Origin of the sequence: Bradyrhizobium sp. Leo170 (assembly GCF_004296405.1) — a bacterium.
GTDB lineage: Bacteria > Pseudomonadota > Alphaproteobacteria > Rhizobiales > Xanthobacteraceae > Bradyrhizobium.
Genome location: NZ_PSRR01000060.1, coordinates 1 through 20766, shown reverse-complemented (window position 1 = coordinate 20766; position 20766 = coordinate 1). Strand labels below are relative to the sequence as shown.

18 protein-coding genes and 2 pseudogenes are annotated in these 20766 nt (G+C 59.5%); 12 read left to right on the top strand and 8 right to left on the bottom strand.

Annotated elements, in window-relative coordinates:
- Positions 1–3 precede the first annotated feature (3 nt).
- Positions 4–2289, bottom strand: a complete 2286-nt coding sequence (locus CWO89_RS13390) for a glycosyltransferase family 4 protein (protein WP_130579110.1) — start codon at positions 2287–2289, stop codon at positions 4–6.
- The gene (locus tag CWO89_RS13385; protein WP_245476139.1) at positions 2286–3347 is read right to left on the bottom strand and encodes a class I mannose-6-phosphate isomerase; all 1062 of its coding nucleotides are present in this window, start codon (positions 3345–3347) and stop codon (positions 2286–2288) included. Before CWO89_RS13385 ends, CWO89_RS13390 begins: the two co-directional genes overlap by 4 nt.
- A 428-nt stretch (positions 3348–3775) precedes the next feature.
- On the opposite strand from CWO89_RS13385, the gene CWO89_RS13380 reads away from it, so the two are divergent.
- The 3 genes from CWO89_RS13380 to CWO89_RS13365 all read left to right on the top strand — a co-directional run bounded on the left by CWO89_RS13380 (position 3776) and on the right by CWO89_RS13365 (position 5159).
- On the top strand, positions 3776–4147 hold the full coding sequence (locus CWO89_RS13380) for a signal transduction histidine kinase (RefSeq protein WP_130227899.1): 372 nt from the start codon (positions 3776–3778) through the stop codon (positions 4145–4147).
- 348 nt (positions 4148–4495) lie between these two features.
- Positions 4496–4729: a hypothetical protein gene (locus tag CWO89_RS13375; RefSeq protein WP_130579108.1), complete on the top strand. Its 234-nt coding sequence runs from the start codon at positions 4496–4498 to the stop codon at positions 4727–4729.
- Positions 4730–4925: 196 nt separating this feature from the next.
- Positions 4926–5159, top strand: a complete 234-nt coding sequence (locus CWO89_RS13365) for a hypothetical protein (RefSeq protein ID WP_463702638.1) — start codon at positions 4926–4928, stop codon at positions 5157–5159.
- Positions 5160–5176: 17 nt separating this feature from the next.
- Here the strand turns inward: CWO89_RS13365 and groL are convergent, their stop codons facing one another.
- The 3 genes and pseudogenes from groL to CWO89_RS13350 form a co-directional block, all read right to left on the bottom strand.
- On the bottom strand, positions 5177–6823 hold the full coding sequence (groL, locus tag CWO89_RS13360; protein WP_130579104.1) for a chaperonin GroEL: 1647 nt from the start codon (positions 6821–6823) through the stop codon (positions 5177–5179).
- A gap of 141 nt (positions 6824–6964) precedes the next feature.
- On the bottom strand, positions 6965–7279 hold the full coding sequence (locus CWO89_RS13355) for a co-chaperone GroES (RefSeq protein WP_130579102.1): 315 nt from the start codon (positions 7277–7279) through the stop codon (positions 6965–6967).
- 226 nt (positions 7280–7505) lie between these two features.
- Positions 7506–7758, bottom strand: a pseudogene (locus CWO89_RS13350) (thiaminase II/PqqC family protein); the annotation flags it as partial.
- A gap of 114 nt (positions 7759–7872) precedes the next feature.
- Here CWO89_RS13350 and CWO89_RS49500 point away from each other — a divergent pair.
- From CWO89_RS49500 to CWO89_RS49105, 8 genes and pseudogenes are all read left to right on the top strand, one after another.
- Entirely contained in the window at positions 7873–7974 is a 102-nt protein-coding gene (locus tag CWO89_RS49500) for an FMN-binding negative transcriptional regulator (RefSeq protein WP_130579100.1), read from the top strand.
- Positions 7975–8300: 326 nt separating this feature from the next.
- A complete protein-coding gene (locus CWO89_RS47860) occupies positions 8301–8495 on the top strand; it encodes a VOC family protein (RefSeq protein WP_245476138.1) in 195 nt (64 codons plus the stop codon).
- Positions 8483–8668 carry a VOC family protein gene (locus CWO89_RS49110; RefSeq protein WP_349644880.1) on the top strand — a complete coding sequence of 62 codons (186 nt, stop codon included), beginning with the start codon at positions 8483–8485 and terminating at the stop codon, positions 8666–8668. The genes CWO89_RS47860 and CWO89_RS49110 overlap by 13 nt, the downstream gene beginning before the upstream one ends.
- A 221-nt stretch (positions 8669–8889) precedes the next feature.
- The gene (locus tag CWO89_RS13335) at positions 8890–9504 is read left to right on the top strand and encodes a cupin domain-containing protein (protein WP_165421130.1); all 615 of its coding nucleotides are present in this window, start codon (positions 8890–8892) and stop codon (positions 9502–9504) included.
- A 276-nt stretch (positions 9505–9780) separates the two neighbouring features.
- Positions 9781–10704 carry a complex I NDUFA9 subunit family protein gene (locus CWO89_RS13330; protein ID WP_130579096.1) on the top strand — a complete coding sequence of 308 codons (924 nt, stop codon included), beginning with the start codon at positions 9781–9783 and terminating at the stop codon, positions 10702–10704.
- A 214-nt stretch (positions 10705–10918) separates the two neighbouring features.
- Entirely contained in the window at positions 10919–11146 is a 228-nt protein-coding gene (locus CWO89_RS13325) for a helix-turn-helix domain-containing protein (protein ID WP_130579094.1), read from the top strand.
- Positions 11147–11981: 835 nt separating this feature from the next.
- On the top strand, positions 11982–13583 hold the full coding sequence (locus CWO89_RS13320) for a serine hydrolase (RefSeq protein ID WP_130579092.1): 1602 nt from the start codon (positions 11982–11984) through the stop codon (positions 13581–13583).
- Between the two features lie 510 nt (positions 13584–14093).
- Positions 14094–15690, top strand: a pseudogene (locus tag CWO89_RS49105) (ABC transporter substrate-binding protein).
- Positions 15691–15976: 286 nt separating this feature from the next.
- On the opposite strand, the gene CWO89_RS13310 reads toward CWO89_RS49105, so the two are convergent.
- Together CWO89_RS13310 and CWO89_RS13305 are read right to left on the bottom strand one after the other, a co-directional pair.
- Positions 15977–17575, bottom strand: a complete 1599-nt coding sequence (locus CWO89_RS13310) for an arylsulfatase (RefSeq protein WP_245476140.1) — start codon at positions 17573–17575, stop codon at positions 15977–15979.
- Positions 17576–18259: 684 nt separating this feature from the next.
- Entirely contained in the window at positions 18260–19183 is a 924-nt protein-coding gene (locus tag CWO89_RS13305; protein ID WP_130579090.1) for a LysR substrate-binding domain-containing protein, read from the bottom strand.
- A gap of 481 nt (positions 19184–19664) precedes the next feature.
- Between CWO89_RS13305 and CWO89_RS13300 the strand changes: the two genes are divergently transcribed.
- Positions 19665–20483: an alpha/beta fold hydrolase gene (locus CWO89_RS13300; protein WP_130579088.1), complete on the top strand. Its 819-nt coding sequence runs from the start codon at positions 19665–19667 to the stop codon at positions 20481–20483.
- A 101-nt stretch (positions 20484–20584) separates the two neighbouring features.
- On the opposite strand, the gene CWO89_RS46920 is transcribed toward CWO89_RS13300, so the two are convergent.
- Positions 20585–20766 (bottom strand): hypothetical protein (locus CWO89_RS46920; protein WP_207234474.1); only part of this gene is annotated, 182 nt, incomplete at its 5' end.

Here is a 20766-nt window from a genome sequence, read left to right as displayed (position 1 = left end):
TGATCAGGTGCCGACGGCCCGAAGCGATACCGGGTTTTTTGGGTTGACATCAGCGCGCCCAAGCTGACGGATATCGGCAACCGCCAGGAGATAGGATACGACTGACTCGCCCCCGCAATTTTCATTGGCACGATCGGGGTGCAGACCGTCGCGGCAACTGCCAGTCTCGGAATCGACGAGCGCAACCGACAGATCGTTGCTGCCGAGAAACCAGCAGAACACCTTCGTCGCGAGCGTCTTCCATTCTGCATCGCCGTCCGCGCGCCACGCGGTCAGGCAGGCCGCAATCGTCGCTGTTGCCTCCAACGGCTGTTGATCGAACGCGCGAGGGGGTTTTCGCCGATCGCCGAACCCGGCGGTGCCGACCGGCCGGAAATGGCCCGTTGCCCCCTGTTGGGTCGTCAGCCAGCGCAGGGATCTTAGCCCGGCCTCGACATAGCTGGGTGTTTGCGTCGCCATACCTGTGGCGACCAAAGCCTGAGGCAAGCGCGCATTGTCGTAAGCGAGGCCCTCCTCGAACCACACCCAGTCCGGCGTCTCGACCGACAACAGACTGGACATCAGCTTGCCAGCAAGAAGATGACGGATTTCCCGGGCGTGAAGATCATCGGGAGCTGTCGCACAATAGGCGTCCAGACCAAGCAACGTGAAGGCCCATGCGCGAGGTGAACGAAACGCTGCCGCGGCAGGTAGTGCTTCGGCAAACAGGGTAGCGGCCCAGCGACGTCGTGACGCGCTGGCGTCCTTACGCGCGCAACCGCCCAGGGCCCACAACGTTCGCCCGTGACTGTCCTCGGACCCCCTGTCCTCGAGCCAGGTCCGGTTGAAGCCCATGAAGTTACGAAATCGTCTGGTGTCGGGATTCCAGGCATGCTGCCCGAAAGCTGCAAAGCAGCCCGTCAGAATTTCCGGAAGGGGCTGCTCGCCCGGTTCATTGAGTGCGCAAGCCAATAGCAACGCGCGGGCGTTGTCGTCCACGCAATAACCGTGCGCGCGATCGGGTACCGAATGCACGGCGTGCTGGAACAGGCCGGTATCGTCGCACATCGATAGAAAGTGCTCCAATCGCATGTCGGGCGCTCCCGCGGGGCTGAGCGGCGCGATCGCCTCAGGCGCGGCGCGCGCGATCACCTTCAGCCGGTGGCCCTGCCGCGCATGCTCGAAGGTGGTGATGTAACGCTCGGCGGTGCGCTCCCATGTCATCGACCGGCTGGTGGCATAGGCCCGCTTGCGCATCGCCTGCCGGCGGGGGGCGTCGGTGAGCAATTCAGCGATTTCGTGGCCGATCCCCGCTGCATCCCCAAAGGAAACGAGGATGCCGCGCCCATCGGCCAGTAGCTCGCGCGCATGCCAATAGGGTGTCGAGACGACAGGTTTGCGGAGGCCAAAGCTGTAGGCCAGCGTACCCGACGTCATCTGCGCTTCGTTGAGGTAGGGCGTGACGTAAACATCGCACATTGAGATGAACTCGAGCAGCGTGGCCTGATCAACGAACTGGTTGAGAAATACGACGTGATCTTCAACGCCAAGTTCGCGCACGCGTGCCGTCAGGCTTTCGCGATAGGCTTCACCTTGATCGCGAACCAGGTTGGGATGCGTCGCGCCGAGCACGACATAGACCGCATCCGGTTGTCGTTTCAGGATCGAAGGCATGGCGTCGACCATGACCTCGATGCCTTTGCTGGGCGACAACAGCCCGAATGTCAGAATGACGGAGCGGCCGCTGAATCCCAATCTTGCTTTTGCCGTGTCCGGCGCGACAAACGGAAAGTCGGGGATGCCATGGGCAATGACTTCGATCTTCTCGTGCGGCACCCGATAGACGCAATGCAGTAGCTCACGGCCCTTGTCGGCCATCACGACGACCTTCGCGGACGCCTCGACGATTCGCTCGGTTACCGTGCGCTGGATTGCGCTGGGGCTTGCCAGAACGGTGTGCAGTGTGGTGACGACCGGCATGGTTAGGCGCGTCAGCAATTCGAGGATGTGGGCGCCGGCGTCCCCGCCGAAAATCCCGAATTCGTGCTGCAGGCAGACGACGTCAAATCGACCGGCGTTCAGGGAAGCTGCGGCGCGGGCATACTCCTGAAGGTTGTCGTCTCTGATCTGCAGGACGACCGACGCAGGATAGTCATAGGTCTGATCGCGGTCGGTCATCGCCACGACGCAGGCCTGCAGGTTTGGTCCTGAATTCGAGATCGCGCGTAGCAGGTCGGTCGTGAATGTTGCAATGCCGCAGCGGCGAGGCAGCGAATTGCCGATCAGCGCAATCCTGCGGGGCGCCGTCACGTACGCGCCTTTGCGAGGGCGATCAGATCAGCGGGCGCGGCTGATTGAACGAGTGGGGTCGAAAGCTCGCAAAGCCTCTGTAAAAGCGAATCGATTGGCTGGGCCGCCGGATACGCAATCAGGGCGGTCAACCCATTGGCGCCAACCTCGATGCTGCTGCGACCACCGCCAACGAATACCACCTGCCCGATTGATACCGTGGCCAATCCGATCGCCGCATGGCCGTCGAGAACAAGAATCCACGTCTCCGGTTCCGCAACCAGTGCCCAGCTTGAAGCCTCGTGCAGGTCAACGCGCTCGAGCACGAAATGCCGGCTGGCTACGAGAACCGTCCGTTCATCCGTGAGGCGGGTCGGATTGGCTGGGGATGGAAGCGGCCACGCGTTGGCAACGGCGACCGCATTGTTGATGTGCAATTCACGGTGTCTGTCATAGTCAAACAGGCGGAACGTGGTGTCGCTGCGCTGCTGAATTTCGGCCAGCACGATGCCGGCACCGAGCGCGTGGATTGTGCCGGCAGGGATGAAGATGACATCGCCTTTCGCAACTGGACGCCATTGAACCAGTTCAACGATCGAGCGGTTCGAGATCGACGCCCGCAATTCCTGCGGCGTTACCCGGCGGTTCAAACCAATGCCGATCTGCGCGCCCGATTTCGCCGAGATGATGTACCATGCTTCGCTCTTGCCGTTCGGCATCCCCATCGCGCGCGCGAAGGTGTCGTCCGGATGGACCTGGATGGACAATGGCCCGCTTGTGAACAACAGCTTGAGCAGCAGCGCAGGGACAGGAGCGTTCTTGTCGGCTCGCTCGAACCACAGCTCGCCCACGGCGTCACCAGTGCCGTCGATGTCGCTCCATGGCTGGAGATCGCTGACGCCCCAGGGCTTGTGCATGGCCCGCACGGAAGCGCGTTCGATGGGCATGGTTGTCCTGACGCGTGACGCGCACGCCGGAGCGACGTGCCGTTGCTCGATCTCGTCGATTACGATTTGTGTGGCTAAGGCGTCGCGCCTCCGGACGCCTTCTTGCAGGAAGCCGGTGACGCTATTGGTCATATGGATACTCGGCACCCAATAGCAAGCTTTTCGAGATTCGCGGTCGCTATAGTAGAAACGGTGCTTACAGCCATCGCCTTGGCGATTTCTCTCGACATCGTGCAAGAAAGGGCGTCTGCTGCAAAGATCACCGTCCATCCTTGGCTGCTATCGGTGACTGAGAGACCTGTACTCCCGCCACAGAGAGGGAGGTCAGTGTGTCCACCATCCCAAAATTCAAACTGCATGAGTGGATCGTCCCTCCAGTAATGGTGCCGGTTTTCCTCGGTCTGATGATTGCCGGAGCGGTCATTATCCAGTGGTGATGCCGCGGCAGCGGATGTCCGGCGCGATGCGCCATTGAGGCGCCGCCGCACCGTCGTGGTGGGCGAAGGCCGCGTTCCGCGAGGAGTCGTGGTGTGAACGTACGCCAACAAGAGGAGGACTCCATGTCGCTCACACAATTCCGCATCGATGACGGACCGCATGCCATGGACGGGTTGCGGCTTTTTGCCCGAGATGGAACTGAACCGGTCGAAGCGTTCATAGGCCGCAAGGTGATGGACGTCTGGGCCGAGTCGATTGAGCACCTTGGTGGAAGACAAAGTCTGTTCCGCAGTCAATACAACGCGCTTGGCAAGCTGAACCTTGCGGCGCTTGAGCGGATCGTGAGCGCGAAATACCAGCGCGGCGCCGCGGCCAACCGCCAGCATCCCTTTGTCGAGGTTCTGGTCTCGGACATCACGGAAAGCGGCGAGGTTCTAAATCTAAGTGAACTCGTGCGCGAGCCTTTGCCGCCGGCATTTCATAGGCTGGCTTGAGATCTGCCCCGCGAACAGATGGCGGATGTTTCGTAAGAAAAAGGTCTTGTGACATGCCGCTCACACGAGTCGGATTTCGGCACTACGACTATGACCAGGTGGTGGTTCGGAAGTGGCATGCGCAATTCAGCTCCGCTGCCATGGACGACCTGGATGGATCGACTGGAAGGCATCCATCACCACATCGCCGGTGCGTACCTTTTGCGGTACGCTCAAGAGCGGTCTTGGAGAGGGACAACGGCCGTCTGTCGAACGGTGAGCAAGTCAACCGCCTCCCAGCTTTGTCTTTGAAGCGTGGCGAGTCAGTTGATTTTGGTAGCTATTGGCCGCGGCACTCGAAAGATGTTCATGCCTAAGCAAAAGCTTCACGCGCACGAAGAAGTCTTTAAAGATCATGTCTCCGGTCAGTATGACGAAACCATGTTTCGTTTCAGAGTGCCGGGTGGCTGGATTTATACGCACACTATTATCCGGTTTGGTTCGGTCGATAAAAACTATGTAGCCGATACTTTCGTTCCTGACTCTACAGTGGACGTGGATCTTCCAATTCATCCGACGGATGATCCGCGACGCGATCTATGACTTGGTCGCGCGCAACCGCTATCGCTGGTTCGGCCGTTGTGATGCTTGCATCCTGCCGAATTCGGATCGTTCGTGGCCATCGTGAGCCGCCCCGAGACTGCGGGACGGTGGCGCCTGGCGTCGGCCGGCATGGCGAAGGAAGCAGCATTACTGCAATTCAACTCAGTCCCAGACGCAGGCGAGCAGTTAAAGGCACTTGGCCACGACGATCACCCCGAACGTGGGCAATCTGATCGGCTATTCCTATCGCGAGCCCGGCGACTACAAATTCTCGCAGGCCTGGTACGAGCGCGCGCTGAAAGCCGATCCGGACCATTTACTGACGTCAGTATTACGACCTGTGTGGCAAATTGAGCAGGGCAACCGCGATCAAACGCACGAAAATGCAGAAAGGCCGGGCATAGCTGCCGGGCCTTTCTTTTTCTTTTGAGCGCTGCCCGGTCGGACTTAGAAATCCATACCACCCATGCCGCCCATGCCGCCACCCGCAGGTATGCCGGCGCCTGCGTTCTTCTTCGGCACCTCGGCCACCATGGCTTCGGTGGTGATCAGCAGCGCCGCAACGGAGGCCGCGTTCTGGATCGCTACGCGAACCACCTTGGTCGGATCGATGATGCCTTTGCCGACCAGGTTGCCGTACTCGCCGGTCTGCGAGTCGAAGCCGTAGGCGTACTGGTCCTTCTCGAGGATCTTGCCGACAATGACGGAGCCGTCTTCACCCGCATTCATTGCGATCTGGCGGGCCGGATAGGAAAGCGCCTTGCGCACGATCTCGACGCCGGTCTTCTGGTCGTCGTTCTTGGTGCGAAGCCCCTTGAGGTGCTGGGAGGCACGGAGCAGGGCGACGCCGCCGCCCGGCACGATACCTTCCTCGACAGCCGCGCGGGTCGCATGCATCGCGTCATCCACGCGATCCTTGCGCTCCCTCACCTCGACTTCGGTCGCGCCGCCGACGCGGATCACTGCGACGCCACCCGCGAGCTTGGCCAGACGCTCCTGCAGCTTCTCGCGGTCGTAGTCCGAGGTGGTTTCCTCGATCTGCGCCTTGATCTGCGCCACGCGCGCCTCGATGTCGGCCTTCTTGCCGGCGCCGTTGACGATCGTGGTGTTCTCCTTGTCGATTATCACCTTCTTGGCGCGGCCAAGCATCTGCAGCGTGACGTTCTCGAGCTTGATGCCGAGGTCTTCCGAGATGGCCTGGCCGCCGGTCAGGATCGCGATGTCCTGCAGCATGGCCTTGCGGCGATCGCCGAAGCCCGGAGCCTTGACGGCTGCAACCTTCAGGCCGCCACGCAGACGGTTGACGACGAGGGTGGCAAGCGCTTCGCCTTCGACGTCTTCCGCGATGATAACCAGCGGCTTGCCGGTCTGCACGATAGCTTCCAGGAGCGGAAGCAGTTCGTTCAGGCTGGAAAGCTTCTTCTCGTAGACCAGGATGTAGGCATCGTCCATTTCAACGCGCATCTTCTCGGCGTTGGTGACGAAGTAGGGCGAGATGTAGCCGCGGTCGAACTGCATGCCTTCGACCACCTCGAGTTCGGTCTCGAGCGACTTGGCCTCCTCGACCGTGATGACGCCCTCGTTGCCGACCTTCTTCATGGCATCGGAGAGGAACTTGCCGATCTCAGCGTCGCCGTTGGCCGAGATGGTGCCGACCTGGGCGATCTCCTCGTTCGAGGTGACCTTCTTGGAGTTCTTGACGAGGTCGGCGACCACGGCGTCCACTGCCAGGTCAATGCCGCGCTTCAGATCCATCGGGTTCATGCCGGCGGCAACCGACTTGGCGCCTTCGCGCACGATGGCTGCGGCCAGCACGGTCGCGGTGGTGGTGCCGTCGCCCGCTGCGTCGGCTGCCTTGGAGGCCACTTCGCGCACCATCTGTGCGCCCATGTTCTCGAACTTGTCCTCAAGCTCGATTTCCTTGGCGACGGTGACGCCGTCCTTGGTGATGCGGGGAGCGCCGAACGACTTGTCGAGCACGACGTTGCGGCCCTTCGGACCGAGCGTCACCTTGACCGCGTTGTTGAGAATTTCGACGCCGCGCAGCATGCGATCGCGGGCATCGACGCCGAATTTGACTTCCTTCGCTGACATAATGATCTCCGTTTTCAACTGGTCAGATCCCAAAGGCCGCGCAACTGTGCGGGTTCTTGAGGGATGAGATTTGAATGCGGGCCTCATCCTTCGAGACGTCGGCTGCGCCGGCTCCTCAGGATGAGGGAACGGGTAAAGCGCTTAAGCGGCCTTCTTGGCGGCGGGAACGTCGGTGAGAACGCCCATGATGTCGCTTTCCTTCATGATCAGCAGTTCCTGACCATCGAGCTTGACCTCGGTGCCGGACCATTTGCCGAACAGCACGCGGTCGCCAACCTTGAGATCGATCGGAATCAGCTTGCCGGCTTCGTCGCGGCCGCCTGGGCCGACCGCCGTGATTTCGCCCTGTGAGGGCTTTTCCTTGGCAGTGTCCGGAATGATGATGCCGCCAGTGGTCTTCTCTTCGGCTTCGATACGCTTGACCACAACGCGGTCGTGAAGCGGACGGAATTTCATGGCGGTCCTCCTGGGTTTGGTTTTTGTTTGAAATTGGCACTCAAGGTTGCCGAGTGCTAGTACCTTGCACATATGCCTGCGTTGCGCAGGCACAAGGCCTCATGATCGCTCTCTACGTGACTTTCCCTGAATTTGGGAATGTTGCGAGGGTCCGCCCACCTCGCGCTCGCGCAAGATGCTGGCAACCACTTTTCGCTAGCTTTCCTCCGCGGTACGCAGTCAGTGACTACTCAACACGTTGGCCCGCACGCCAGCCCATTTCCCAGAAGTCGGCCTCGAGACGGGTGGCTTCCTTAAAAATCGCGATCAGTTCTGCCTCGCGGGTCGGCGTGGCGTAGAGATCGGCAAGACCATCAAGGTGCGCCCGCGCTTTCGCCGCGACCTCTTGGTTATGCTGCACCGGCATACTCGGCGATCCACACGCGATATGGGTTCGTTGCTGCGTGCGCATCGGGTCGCGAGGCGAGCCGCGTCGCGATCCTCGGCGCAATCGGCTTCGAGGATGGCCTGCTTGACGGCTTTCCGGTCTCGCACCACTTGCTCTCGTCAAATGGTTCTGGTCCCATCGCCCAACTCCGACTTAAGGTGGCCCGATGTATCGACCTGATCACTTTCGCGTCGACGATCTAACGCAAATGCACGCGTTGATCCGCGAACGGCCGTTCGCGGCTCTTGTATCTATAGGGCCGGTCTAAGATAGAGAATCAATTTGCCGCCGACTTGGTTCGTCGATTAGGAGCGGCCGAGTGTTCGCCGTCTACAACCGACGCGGCGGAAGCGAACATCATGCCGTACAAAATCACTGATCCGTTCTGCAATTTAAGCACTGACAAGCGGCCGTCCGGGAAGTATCAGGTCGGCACGTTGTGAAGGGCGGCCGTAAACGTGAAAATCGCGATCTTGTCATCGATCGGACGATCGCGACTTTTCGAAGGAAGTGCCTATGCGCTTTAGTGCTAAACAGACTTTCTGTTAGGGTCGCGACGCCGACCCTGGAAAATGAAACAGGAGAGTTCTGTCCATGATCGAGGGGATTAGCGCGGTCACACTGGGCACCCACGAAATGTCACGAGCAGTCCGATTCTACTGCGCGCTCGGGTTTGAGGTCCTGCATGGCGGCGAAGATTCGTCATTCACCAGCTTTCGAGCAGGAACGAGCTATCTCAACCTCATCACCCAGCCTACCGAGCGGCGCTGGTCCTGGTGGGGCGGGTAATCTTCTACGTTGCCGATGTTGACGCACTTTACGACCGTGCACTCGCAGCGGGATACCAGCCAGCTACCGTGCCCCTCGATGCCGAATGGGGTGAGCGTTTCTTCCACCTAATTGACCCCGATGGCCACGAACTCAGTTTCGCTGGGCTATTGCTCGCGGGTTCAGTCCAATAGCATCTCGAAGCAGCCTGCCATTCCAAGAGGCGCTCGGAGAGCGTATGGTGTTCCGACTATCCGCTGAACCTGGGAGGCAATCATGCAGTTCAGGACAATCGGACTACTGTTGCTCGGCGCGATGGCGCTTCCCGCCTCCGGGACCGCGCAAACCGCCCCCGCTCCACCGGCAATTACACGAACAGTGGTCGCCGCAACCAAAACTGCCGACCGTCACGGACGTGCCGCTCCACTTTAAAGCGGTGAGCGTCACTCTTCAGCCGGACGAGAAGAGCGCCGTCTCGGCGGCCAACGGCATCCTCTACCAGATGTCAGGATCGACCGAGGTCGTGCTCGATGGCAAGACCAAAACGCTCAACGCCGGCGAGGGGCTGTTCGTCGCCGGCGGAAAGACCGCGACTCTGGCGGCGGGTAGCGCGGGGCCATCTACGTTCCTCCACTTTTTCCTTACTCCCGCTGTGGACCTGGGTCGGCCTGCCCAGACGGCACCTGCCGCGGTGAGAGAATTATATCGCACAGCAAATCCGATCCCCGACCTGAAGCCAGGCGGTTATGATCTCAATCTCACGCGAGTCACATTTCCGGCGGGGATGCCCTCCAACCCGCCACACCATCGGTCGGGCGCGGCTTTGTACTTTATCATTTCCGGCACCGGGGCGAACACGGTAGACGGCAAGACAGAAGCAAGGGGACCAGGTTCCTTGATCTACGAACCCTACGCCGTCGTGCATCAATGGGGAAACCCAGGCAACGAGCCGTTGGTGTTCTTGGCGTTCAACATCAATCCGGAAGGTGTGGCGGCCGTGCTTCCGGGCGCACCAGCAAACAATCAATAGCTAACGGCGGCGGACCGCCGCATCAGAGGACCGCTCGATTCCACAATTTCCAGGAAGCGCTCGACATTGTTTAGGAAGTTACTGAGCTTGCCTAGACCGACAGCCATCACCCTGAGATCCACTTCGGCTGGAGTTATGCCACTGTCTCTCTGAGCACCGATAAACTCAAGGGACTGCCTGTGAAAGCATCATGGCGAGTGGTTACTTGATCGCCCCGGATAGGTCCCTCGACTTCAAGCAGTGAGAAGCTACGATATGAACTGGCGAAATTGAACCGTGGTGGCCACGAACGGTCGCACCGTCACCGTGTTCGGCGGAACCGGCTTTCTCGGCCGCCGCATCGTTCGGCATCTGCGCTCTCGCGGATTTCCCGTTCGGATCGCGTCAAGGCACCCGGGTCGGGGGGACAGACAGTTTGGCCCTGATGATCCGCAGCTTCAATCCGTCCAGGCGGATATTCAAGACGAGCGGTCAGTCGCGGATGCGCTTGCCGGCGCCTACGGCGTTGTAAATGCGGTCAGCCTTTACGTTGAGCACGGACAGGAGACTTTTCATTCCGCTCACGTCGAGTCTGCCCAACGAGTAGCGGCTCAAGCACACCGTGCCGGAGTCGATCGGCTCATTCATGTTTCAGGAATCGGCGCCGACGCCGCTTCGCCATCCCGCTACATCCGAAAGCGCGGCGAAGGCGAACTGGCAGTCCGGGCCGCGTTCGTCGAGGCACTTTTCATCCGCCCGGCGGTGATGTTCGGACCGGACGACGCGTTTCTCAATACCATCCTCACACTCCTCCGCCGGCTTCCAGTCTATCCGATGTTCGGCCGCGGCGTGACCAGATTGCAGCCGGCCTATGTGGAGGATGTTGCGGAGGCGATTGGTCAGACCATGCAGCGAGCGGAGACAGCTTCAACGATCTTCGAGTTAGGCGGCCCTCGCGTCTACTCTTACGAGGAGTTTCTTAGAGCGGTGGCGCACCAAGCTGGACTTGCGCCTCGACTGATTCCAATCCCGTTTGCCGTTTGGCATGCACTCGCTTGGGCCTCCGAAATACTCCCGAGTCCACTCCTCACGCGCAATCAAGTGGAACTGATGCAAATCGACACCGTATCATCGCCGGAGGTGCCTGGATTTGTTGAACTTGGGATTACGCCGCACTCGGTCGAGGCAATACTCCAGAAGATGCTGCCGAATTCCGGATGAAAGAGGCTCCTCGGTTAATCCGCTTCAACGGTTGACAGTCAATAACTCGCTCCACAACACCAGCCTCTCGATGATACGCTAGGCGAGTTTTCGTGCCCGGCATCAGACGGGGGTGATCTTTCAATCCTGGGCCTCCGCGGCGGCTAGGACGAGACCGCGGAACACGATCGTTCGCCTTGCTGCCGGAAGTGTCCGGAGAACAAGGACGACAGACATGTCCGACCGAATGTTCCTGACGCTCAACGAGGTTATCGAACGCTACCGCGGCCAGGTCAGCGAGGGCACCTTACGCAACTGGCGCTCCATGAGAGTTGGACCATCGTTCCTAAAAATCGGCAAGACCGTTCTCCATCCCCGCGAGGAACTCGATCGTTGGGAAAACCGGAACCTCATCGTCTGCCGACGCTCCAGACCACTCCTTATGGAAGAGGCGAGTGAGTAACCGTGCCATCGTCGATCACACGAAACAAACGCACCGGATCTGAGTTGCGACGACAACGGTTGCGACAAGGTTGATATCGATTCGGAATCCGTGATTTGGTGGGTTCGTCGATTGCTGACAAGAACTCCGTGTGCTTGCCAAGGCTTGTCACGATTGAGCATGATGCACCTACCCCCGACCAATACCCCAGTGATTTTGGATCATATCGGAAACTGTTGTTTTCTAACGAGATTTCACTTTGAGTTTGCTGGTGCACAACAATCCCACTCGATACCCCACTTGTACGTTTGGTCACGACTGATCCCGCAGGTGGGGTGATCGAGCATGACATTTTGCAAAGTATGAACGGTTTGTGGTCCGATCGAAGAGTCCGCAGCGCCTGGCCAGGGTCCGCTCTTGTGCGCATCGAACAAATAGATCGTGACGAAGAGGGAGGAATTGACCGATCGCCGTTCACAACTGAACCACCACAAGCTCCCCCAGCGCTCCCCCTCACTGAGCTTGCTCCAGCAATCATTCATTCTCCGCTGCAATCTGAAGACCCGGAGCTCAACTCTGCGCAGGTTAGGCTCTCACGGAGCACTTAGGTTTCCGCAGTCGACGACTTAGCACGACCCGTACGGCCAAATCAGTCCCCAGCCCGGTTTAGGTCAGGTAATGGCGCAGAATCCGACCAAAACTTTTGTCGTCGTGCGCTTCCGAGTCCAACCCATTTGGACATTTAACAATCCGCACTTACAGGTTGTTTTGAGAGCGAGACCGACTACGCTACAACCATGGGCATCAGAAATGAGAGCTGCTCATTAATCGGAGCGTTGCGACACCGGAGTGCGGCATGACCTGGCGGGAATCGGTTGCGGCACTTCGTCTGACAAAGAGGGCAGTTGCCACCGAGTTGGTTGCTTTCTATTTTCTCTGGGCTAGCGCGCTAACGCCCAGCCTTGCGGAAACCTCACCACCTCAGACCGCCGGCGTACCTATATCCGCTGGCCAGATCGACAGCGCGATCGTTAGCCTCGACGCTCTTGCCGCCGACATTATGAAGAAGAGCGGCATACCAGGGATGGCGGTCGCGGTGGTGCGGGACGGCAAGACAGTCTACGCGAAGGGTTTTGGCGTCCGGAAAATGGGGGAGAGCCAGACGATAGACGCAGATACCGTGTTTCAGATCGCTTCGCTTTCGAAGTCCCTCGCGGCCAGTGTGGTCGCCCACCAGGTTGGAGCGGGCATCGTCAACTGGAACACGCCCCTCGTGACACATTTGCCTTGGTTTAAGTTGATGGACCCGTGGGTCACCCAGCATGTCACCATTGGCGACATGTTCAGCCACCGCTCGGGTTTGCCGGAACACGCTGGCGATGATCTGGAAGATCTCGGCTATGATCGGCGAACCGTGCTGGAACGACTGCGCCTCTTGCCGCTCCGCGGCTTCCGAAACGTTTACGCCTACACGAATTTCGGCCTGACGGCGGCGGCGGAGGCCGTGGCTGCTGCCTCGGGCAAGGACTGGGAAAGCCTTTCCGAGGATGTTCTTTACAGGCCACTCGGCATGACCGCGACCAGCTCACGGTTTGCCGATTTCAAAAAGCAGTCGAACCGCGCTGTCGGACATGTGAAGGTTGGCGAGAGCTTCCAGCCGAAGTATCAACGTTTACCCGACGCGCAATCGCCGGCGGGCGGCGTCAGTTCGTCGGCGAATGATCTCGCCCGATGGATGGCTCTGGTGCTGCAGCACGGCACATTCGAAGGTGGCGAGATCATTCCAGGGGATGCGCTGCTTCCGGCCGTGACCGGCGAGGTCATTTCGACCCACTCCTCCGCGGTCGACGCAAGGCCAAGTTTATACGGGTACGGATTCGGCGTTGGAATTACACCGGCGGGCCGGATCATGATCAGTCATTCCGGTGCCTTCGCGTTGGGGGCCGGGACCCATTATGCAATGATCCCGTCGGCGGGGGTCGGGATTGTCGTGCTGACTAACGCGGAACCGAACGGCGCAGCGGAGGCCCTCGGTGCCTCTTTCACGGACCTTGTCCAGTTCGGGATGGTCACGCGAGATTGGTTTGCCGCCTACACAGCGGCGATGGCGGAGCTCGTGGCGCCTACGGGCGATCTTGTCGGCAAGTCACCGCCCGCCACTCCAGCGCCGGCGGCAAAGCTTTCATCCTATGTCGGTACCTATGCCAACCCTTATTTCGGCAATGCCGAGATCGCAGAGGTAAGTGGCCATTTGGAGCTGAAGATCGGTGTTTCGGACAGACCATGCGTACTGACGCACTGGGACGGTAACGTGTTTTCGGTTAGCCCTTCCAGTGAGAATCAAACCGACGGTTCGCTGTCGTCGATCACATTCAAACAGGCCGGCAATGGTACGGCCCGCGCACTGACGATAGAATATCTCGATGGCAACGGGCTCGGTCTATTTTTGCGACGTTGAAAGGCCCCTGTGCCGGCGTTGTTCTGTTGACCGTAGAAAAACAAGATCACTCAATTCGTCATCCGGCGCCACCAAGACGACGTCAGAACCTCCAACCAAAATTGCCGGCTGAAAATCGCGGGATGAACGCGCGAACGGGCACGAGCTGGCAGGTATTGCGGACTCGGGAAGCAGCGTCTGCTGTCAGCGTTCTATCGGACGTCGCGGGCCTGCGGCCAAATCGACGCGATTGACCCAAGGCGGAAATTCACACTCAGCTTATTCAAATTGGCTCAGTAAAGGTTGTCGCAACGATTTTATGCAAGGGCCCCTCAATTACCGCTCAAAGTGCTAGACTGCCCATCCCACTGGTCCTTGGAAGGGACAAATGCGGCGGGAATTCATCTGGGTTCTTGCGGGGACTGTTGTCGCGTGGCCGCACGCGGCAAGCGCGCAGCATGCAGCAGGGGCAGATCGGGCGCACGCCAGCGCAAGAATTAAGCAAGGGCCGAACCGTGCAGGGAGAGAAGCATGCGAAGCGGGCGCGCGTTTGCTGCCGCGATGTCGTGCCTGTTGCTGCTGGGCAGCATAGCGATCGCGGGCGAGCCGAAGCAAGGCGGTATTTTCCGGATCTATCACCGCGACAGCCCCGGCAGCGCGTCGATCCATGAGGGCGCGACCAATTCGATCAACATCCCCTTCATGCCCGTCTTCAACAACCTGGTCATCTATGACCAGCACATCGCGCAGAACAGCTTGGACAACATCCGCCCCGAGCTCGCGGAAAGCTGGGCGTGGAGCGCCGACAAGAAGACGCTGACTTTCAAGTTGCGGCAGGGCGTCAAATGGCATGACGGCAAGCCGTTCACGTCGGCTGACGTCAAATGCACCTTCGACATGCTGATGGGCAAGTCGCAGCAAAAGTTCCGCCAGAACCCGCGCAAGACCTGGTACGACCAGGTCAATGACGTCACAACCAACGGCGACTACGAAGCCTCCTTCAATCTGAAGCGGCCGCAGCCCTCGCTGCTGGGACTGCTCGCCTCCGGCTACACGCCGGTCTATCCCTGCCACGTGTCGCCAGGCGACATGCGCACCAAGCCGGTGGGCACCGGCCCGTTCAAGTTCGTCGAGTTCAAGGCGAATGAATCGATCAAGCTGACGCGCAACCCCGACTACTGGAAGAAGGGGCTGCCGTATCTCGACGGCATCGAATTCAACATCATCACCAACCGCTCGACCGCGGTCCTCGGCTTCATCTCCGGCAAGTTCGACATGACGTTCCCGACCGAGGTGACCATCCCGCTGCTCAAGGACGTCAAATCGCAAGCGCCGAATGCGGTATGCGTGCTGGAACCGAACAACGTCTCCACCAACATCATCGTCAACTCGTCCAATCCGCCTTTTTGACAATATCGACGTGCGCCGCGCGCTGGCGCTGGCGCTCGACCGCAAGGCTTTTATCCAGATCCAATTCGAGGGTCAGGCCGACATCGGCGGCACCATGCAGCCGGGTCCGGCGGGCTTGTGGGCAATGCCCAAGGAAATGCTGGAGACGATTCCGGGCTACGGCCCCGACATCGAAAAGAACCGCGACGAAGCGCGAAAACTGATGCAGAAGGCGGCCTTCGGCCCTGACAAGCGCCTGCAGATCAAGATTGCCACGCGCAATATCCCCATCTACCGTGACCCGGCGATTGTCCTTATCGACCAGATCAAAAGCATCTATATCGACGCCGAGCTCGACGTCGTCGATACCGCGCAGTGGTTTCCGAAGGTGGCGCGCAAGGACTATTCGCTCGGCCTCAATCTGACCGGCAACGCGGTGGATGATCCCGACCAGTCCTTCTACGAGAATTATGCCTGCGGCTCGGAGCGCAACTATACCGGCTATTGCAATAGGGAGATCGAAAAGCTGTTTGACCAGCAATCGGCCGAACCCGACATCAACAAGCGCAAGAAGCTGGTGTGGGAGATTGACAAGAAGCTGCAGGAAGACGTCGCCCGCCCGATCATCTTCCACAGCCGGAGCGGCACCTGCTGGCAGCCCTATGTCAAGGGCGTCACCATCATGGTGAACAGCTCTTATAACGGCTATCGTTACGAGGACGTGTGGCTGAACAAGTAGGGTCCGCTGCAAAGCCATTTGCTGCACTGCACGAGTCCGGCTGTGGCACGTTTGAGACATGGGGAACGGCACTGAAGATGTCCGTTCATCGGGGTAGACCAGAAGTCATCAGCGGACGGTGAAGACGACGCGATTGACCCAAAGCAGACGTGGGAGCTAGGGCCCCCTGCCTTCACTGCCCAAGTGGATCCTCGTCGAGGTGTCTGCATCAGGCGTATAGATCGTGTAGCGGTGCGGACGCCCCGATGGGGGCGTCCGCTTGATATGCCACACTTGTCGCAGGCAACTAGTCGCTGCGGCCGGCGGTCCTCATTTCCCTCACTTTCTGCATGACCTGTTCCAGGTTGTAGCTGGCCGGGTCCTGCAGCGGCGGGAATTTGATGAAGGTCTCGAGGTGCCGTAGCCACAGCTGCTGGCCGAGCGGCAGCATGTTCCAGTCATAGACATAGGCGGTCGATGGAGATGCAATCGCGCCGCCCATGCCGAACAGCGTCTTCAGCTGCGTACCGACAGAGGTTTCGAAAGGATCGCGTTTGATGTTGACGACCTGGGTCCAGGAGTAGGGCTGCACTCCGGAAACGAAGCCCGCCGGGCTGTCGGATACCATCGCGAAGTACATCTTCCAGTTCTTGTAGCGGACCGCCGACGGCTCCTTGCCGGAGTAATACAAGAAGTGGTCGCGGGCCGACTTCTCGGACTTTCCGCTCAGATAGTCGATCTGATTAACACCGTCGAGTGTGGTCTTGACCATATTGGGATAGCCGGCTTCGACCTGTTGCTTCAGTGCGTCGCCCTTGGGCCCGCCGGCGATCTCGACGAGGGTCGGGAGCCAGTCGAGCGCGGAAAACATTTCGTTCTTGATCGTGCCGGGCTTGATGACGCCGGGCCAGCGGATCACCATCGGCGCGCGCATGCCGCCCTCCCAGGTGCTCAGCTTGCCGCCCTTGAACGGCGTGGTGCCACCGTCCGGGTAGGTGATGGTCTCGGCGCCATTGTCCGTGGTGAACACAACGATCGTGTTGTTGAGCTGGCCCATGTCTTCGAGCTTCTTCAGCACGACGCCGATGTTGTCATCCATCTGCTTCATGCCGGCTTCGTTGACGCCCCAGTCCTTGCCGCCGGGCTCGCCGACCATGGACAGATACTTATCCGGCAACACGGTCGTTATATGCATGCGAGCCGGATTGTACCAGACGAAGAACGGCTTGTTGGTCTTCTTCGGGTCGTTACGATCCATGAAGTCAACGACCTTTGCCGAGATTTCCTCGTCCACGGTCTTCGATCGCTCGACGGTCAGCGGGCCTTCATCCTTGCATGTCATGTTTTTTGCGGTGCCATCCGAAGACTTGCATGCAAGCATTGGCCGCGGCGGGGTAAGGCAAACCGTGGTTTTCGGATCCACGGCGCCGGGGACCTCGGCCACGCCTGGGATTGGTGTATTCTTGCATGGCGGTGCAAGGGTCTGCAGGGTCGGGCTCTTGTTGATGTCCGGGAAGCTCACCCCTTGCATGGCGTCGAGGTGATACAGATAGCCCCAGTACTCCTGGAAGCCTTGCGCGGCCGGTAGCGACTCGGTGTGGTCGCCGAGATGGTTCTTGCCGAACTCGCCGGTGGTGTAGCCGAGATCGAGCAGGAACTTGGCAAGTGTCGGCGTCCCTGTCCGCAGATAGGATGGGCTGCCGGGAATCTCCGGCAAGACCATGCCGACGCGAACCGGCTGCATGCCCGTGATGAAGGCCGTACGCCCGGCCGTGCAGCTCTGTTCGGCATAATAGTGCGTGAACTTCGCACCTTCCTGCCCGATACGGTCGATGTTCGGAGTCTCCCCGACCATGAGCCCCTGATGATAGATGCTCGGCTGCATCCAGCCAATGTCATCGCCCATGATGAAGAGGATGTTGGGCTTCTGCTGCTGTGCCGCTGCGGGCGCGCTTGTTGGCCCGGAGAGCGACAATGAGATTAGCGACGTCGCTCCAAGCAGTGCGGCGCAGGACCGCTTGTGCCAACCCGGCGTCTTCTTGCGCGGCGCGCTTCGGGCGCTGCGCGCGATGTTCTTGAGTAAGCAGTCAAGCATGGTCACTCTCCCGGTTGTGGTGCGTTGGAGGCTCCCCCCCAACAAGGTCGAAGTGTCGATCGCCTGTGCGTGCCGTGACATCGCACGATAATGCATGCCGCCAGATAAGGTTGGGGGAGCTGATCGGCCAACCATTGATATGGATCAATGAGCTGAAGACTGTGCTTCCAGCGACTACTTCCCGGCGACTGCCGCGCCTCGCGTTAGTCTGTTTACCCAAAAAGACCAATTTTGACGGTAGCGTATTTTGCCAGCCGAGTTAGGCTGAGGAGCCGCGATTTCCCGTGCAGAAGCCATTCTGCCTATCCCGTACAGGATGAGCGAGCTGCGCGGTTTCCGGAAAGAGCGACAAGGCAGATTACGACGTAGGCTATTGGCCCTTTTGCGAAGTCCAGGCGGACTTTGAGATAGTCCGCTTATCGGGGTGGACCGGAAGTGATTGGCCGACCTGTCGAATGGCGCTTTTGACCCAAAGCGGACGTTTACCGTCGCCAGTTACTGAGCTTCAACGTATCGGATGATGCTCTGGTTCTGGACGTTCGCGACCAATTCATCCGTGCGGGATAAAAGCCGACGCAGCAAGGGCGACGGATTCGCCCGATTGTATCCCAAGGCCAAATCGACCGTTGGAGTGCCGCCCTCAAGCGCTCTGGCGACGACGTTCGGTGCAAGCATGTTCTGCGCATAGAGTGGGACGAGGCTGATTCCGCCCGTGGAGGCCACGAGCGACATGGCCGATGATATGTTCTCACCTTCATACTTCGCCTTGAGGGAAATGCCGACTCGGGATGCGTAGTTCTGTATGACATCCTGCAAGACCGGCGATGTTCTTGCCGAGCTGACATAGACCTCGCAGGCGAGATCCTGCGGACGAATCTTCTTCCGTGATGCCAGGCGGTGTTCGGCCGGCAGCACGGCAATTAAGGGCTCCTTTGCCAATATCTTGAAAACGATGCCGTCGTTGTCTTTTTCCGGACGAAGGAAAGCGATGTCCAGCTTTCCTCGCATCAATGCCAGTGCGAGTTCTGGCGAAGATTGCGTACTGAGCGTCACGTCGACATCGGGTGCTTCCTCGCGCAGCATACGCAGCAGCTGAGGGAGCCACATCACCTCCAGCCCGACGAGAAAACCCATCGAAAGGACGGGCCGTTGCGGTTGCGCTGTTTGCCGGGCACCCTCCGTTGCGGCCTCAACCTGCAGCAGCGCCAGCCGCGCGTGATCAAGAAATATCCTTCCGGCGGCCGTCAGCGTCACGCCTCGCGCCTGGCGCTCCAATAGCTGGACGCCGACTTCGGCTTCTAGATCGCGAATTTGCCGGCTCAGCGACGGCTGGGAGGTGTTCAGTCGCCGCTCGGCGGCGTTCAGCAGGCTGCCTTCTTCAGCGACGGCAACGAAATAGCGCAGGTGCCGGAGCTCCATGATCCCTCGTATGTCTTCCAGGCATAGCTTGAAGCCTACAAGGTCTTGGTCAGGAGCCAAAGAGGGATTTACCGTTTCGTAGTCTTCAAACCAAGAAAAGGACAACGAACAATGTCTTCGCCGAAGCCTCGTATCGTCTTCAGCAAAGTGATCCCAGCACTCCAGGCCGATAGGCACGGCGTGATCGCAATTCGGTATGGCCTCAACAATTCTGCAGCGCGATCGAGAGTGTTTCCTTCATTTAGCGGGAAATGCGCGCGAATGCGCAAAAGCGGCGAATAGCGCCGCGCCGGATTCGCCGACAACGCGTCGGCGATCGGTTGCCACGGCAAGGGTCCGCCGGCGAGGCCGCTAAACATCGTGTCTTTTGGAAAGCCAGGGGGCGCGATCTGTGGCCTGATCAGCTCGGGCTCGCTTGCTTTCTTAAGACACCCGTCCGCAAACCTTTCAATAAATCCGATAGCGCAGATGGAGCACCTCGATGCCCAAGATCACGACGACAGACGGCGTAAAAATCTTCTACAAGGATTGGGGATCGGGTCAGCCGATCGTTTTCAGCCATGGTTGGCCGCTGACAGCGGACGATTGGGATGCCCAGATGACGTTCTTCCTTCATCACGGGTATAGGGTCATCGCTCATGACCGGCGCGGCCACGGCCGGTCCGACCAGCCCGGCACCGGCAACGACATGAACCATTGGGTTGCCGACCTCGCGGCTTTGACTGAGCATCTCAACCTGCGCGACGCGATCCACATCGGCCACTCCACAGGCGGCGGTGAGGTGGCTCGCTATGTCGCTCGGCACCAGGATCGCGTCGCGAAGGCGTCGCTGGTCGCTTCACTGACGCCGAACATGTACCGGAGCAAGGACAACCCGTCCGGTCAACCGCCGGAGTGGTTTGAAGCGATTCGGGCAGGCGTGCTGGGCAACCGGTCGGAGTTTTACCGTTTCGTCCCTGAGAATCCGTTCTACGGCTACAACCAAGAAGGGGCGAAGCCTTCGGAGGCGATCATTGCGAATTGGTGGCGCCAAGGCATGGCCGGCGGTGCCCTCGCTCATTACGCAACCGTCGACTCTTGGCTCGAAGATTATACCGAAGACCTCAAGAAGATCACCGTGCCGGTGCTGGTGATGCACGGCGAGGCTGATCAAGTCGTCCCGTTCGCAAGTTCAGTGCCGCGTGCGGTCGATTTACTTAAGAATGGCTCGCTGAAGACTTATGCCGGCTATCCCCATGGCATGCTCACCACGCATGCGGATGTCCTCAACCCCGACCTACTCGCATTCATCAGGTCTTGACCCGGCATCTCCCCTCCTTCATCGCGTTCCAGCACCAAGGAGATGCCGTTTGCAAGCCGGCGTCTCCTTCCTGTTCAAGAGACGGTATGCGACAGCCGCTTTTAGCCCGAATGCGAAGTCCGCGCGGGATCGGAAATCGTCGGCTTATCGGGGTAGATCGGAAGTGACTGGTCGACCTTCCAATCGGCGCTTTTGACCCCCAACGGACATTCGGACGGCCGAAGTTCAGGTAAGGTTCCGGGGCTGCCAATCTGTTCCAATGCGCGGCTGTGTCCGTATTTGT

Bases quoted from the DNA above. Each gene is read 5' to 3' on its own strand.
- CWO89_RS13305 (WP_130579090.1), bottom strand. From the start codon at position 19,183: ATGGAGCTCCGGCACCTGCGCTATTTCGTTGCCGTCGCTGAAGAAGGC.
- CWO89_RS49500 (WP_130579100.1), top strand. From the start codon at position 7,873: ATGTATCGACCTGATCACTTTCGCGTCGACGATCTAACGCAAATGCAC.
- CWO89_RS13375 (WP_130579108.1), top strand. From the start codon at position 4,496: ATGCCTAAGCAAAAGCTTCACGCGCACGAAGAAGTCTTTAAAGATCAT.
- CWO89_RS13385 (WP_245476139.1), bottom strand. From the start codon at position 3,347: ATGACCAATAGCGTCACCGGCTTCCTGCAAGAAGGCGTCCGGAGGCGC.
- CWO89_RS13355 (WP_130579102.1), bottom strand. From the start codon at position 7,279: ATGAAATTCCGTCCGCTTCACGACCGCGTTGTGGTCAAGCGTATCGAA.
- CWO89_RS13310 (WP_245476140.1), bottom strand. From the start codon at position 17,575: ATGGGCGATGACATTGGCTGGATGCAGCCGAGCATCTATCATCAGGGG.
- groL (WP_130579104.1), bottom strand. From the start codon at position 6,823: ATGTCAGCGAAGGAAGTCAAATTCGGCGTCGATGCCCGCGATCGCATG.
- CWO89_RS13300 (WP_130579088.1), top strand. From the start codon at position 19,665: ATGCCCAAGATCACGACGACAGACGGCGTAAAAATCTTCTACAAGGAT.
- CWO89_RS47860 (WP_245476138.1), top strand. From the start codon at position 8,301: ATGATCGAGGGGATTAGCGCGGTCACACTGGGCACCCACGAAATGTCA.
- CWO89_RS13380 (WP_130227899.1), top strand. From the start codon at position 3,776: ATGTCGCTCACACAATTCCGCATCGATGACGGACCGCATGCCATGGAC.
- CWO89_RS13320 (WP_130579092.1), top strand. From the start codon at position 11,982: ATGACCTGGCGGGAATCGGTTGCGGCACTTCGTCTGACAAAGAGGGCA.
- CWO89_RS13325 (WP_130579094.1), top strand. From the start codon at position 10,919: ATGTCCGACCGAATGTTCCTGACGCTCAACGAGGTTATCGAACGCTAC.